This window comes from Pelagicoccus sp. SDUM812002, from assembly GCF_031127835.1.
Lineage (GTDB): Bacteria > Verrucomicrobiota > Verrucomicrobiia > Opitutales > Opitutaceae > Pelagicoccus.
In genome coordinates, this window is record NZ_JARXHX010000100.1 from 1 (window position 1) to 943 (window position 943).

The following is a 943-nucleotide window of genomic DNA, read 5'->3' on the forward strand; positions in this document are numbered from 1 at the left end:
CGGAAAGTGTTAAATTTCGCGACGTTCGGTCTTTGGAGATTCTTAAAGCATTCAATATTAGTGGGTTAGATGTATCGGTGGAGTTCCGTCGCAAGTTCGGTGTTCGGAAACCTGACACTTTTATTTATGCGTCCAAGCCTGAGTAGTTTTCCTAAGTCGTTGCTCTCCAATGGCTAACCTTTGAACTGGTTCTAGTTGGCGCGGTTCGAGCAAATAGGTCACCACGATCTCGCCTCTGAGGTCGCCCAAACATCGTCAGAACAACTTCCAAAAACTCTTAGTATCATGAAGAAACTACTCTCTCTCGCAGCTCTCGCATCAATCTTCGTGGCCAGCCAGGCCAGCGCCGTTTCCTACAACGACTACGACATCCTCGCCGGCGACGGCTTGGCGATCGCCGGTGGGGACTCCCACTCCGAGTGGTTCAACATTTCCGTCTCCGACGGAGGCGCCTTCGACAACGTGGGATACGACAGCTCCAAGGAAACCATCGTCAGCGCGTCCGTCCGCTTCATCGTGGGAGCCTTGGGATTCGGCCACCGCTACTACGACGTCGACCTCGGCTCCGACGACTTCGTCTCCGGCTCGTTCTACACCTTCTTCGCAGGCGGCGCTGACGAGACCGGCCCGGTTCTCGGCGGAGCCCTTCTCGCCTTGGATTCGACTGGCGCGTTGCAGTACACCGTCACCAACAACGGCAGCAAGAGCTTCTCGCTCGTTGCGGCCAAGCTGAACGCGACCGCGGAAGCCAAGTCCGTACCTGACTCCGGCGCGACGCTCGCACTCTTCGGTTTCGGCATGCTCGGCCTCGTTGGACTTCGCCGCCGCTTCTCCAAGTAAGCCGGCGATCCGGAACGCTTCCGAGGGAAGCGCCCGATGCTCTCAAGCCTACCCTGTTCGGGTAGGCTTTTTCGTTTGCTCCCTCTCGCGACGCTGAAAAGGC

General features: G+C 57.4%; 1 protein-coding gene. It reads left to right on the top strand.

Features of this window, described 5'->3' with window-relative positions; all coding sequences use genetic code 11:
- Nucleotides 1-285 precede the first annotated feature (285 nt).
- Nucleotides 286-840 (top strand): VPDSG-CTERM sorting domain-containing protein, encoded by a 555-nt coding sequence (locus QEH53_RS23860; RefSeq protein WP_309025746.1) that lies wholly within the window; start codon nt 286-288, stop codon nt 838-840.
- Nucleotides 841-943 lie beyond the last annotated feature (103 nt).

Coding starts and splice junctions, on each gene's coding strand:
- QEH53_RS23860 (WP_309025746.1), top strand. CDS start 286: ATGAAGAAACTACTCTCTCTCGCAGCTCTCGCATCAATCTTCGTGGCC.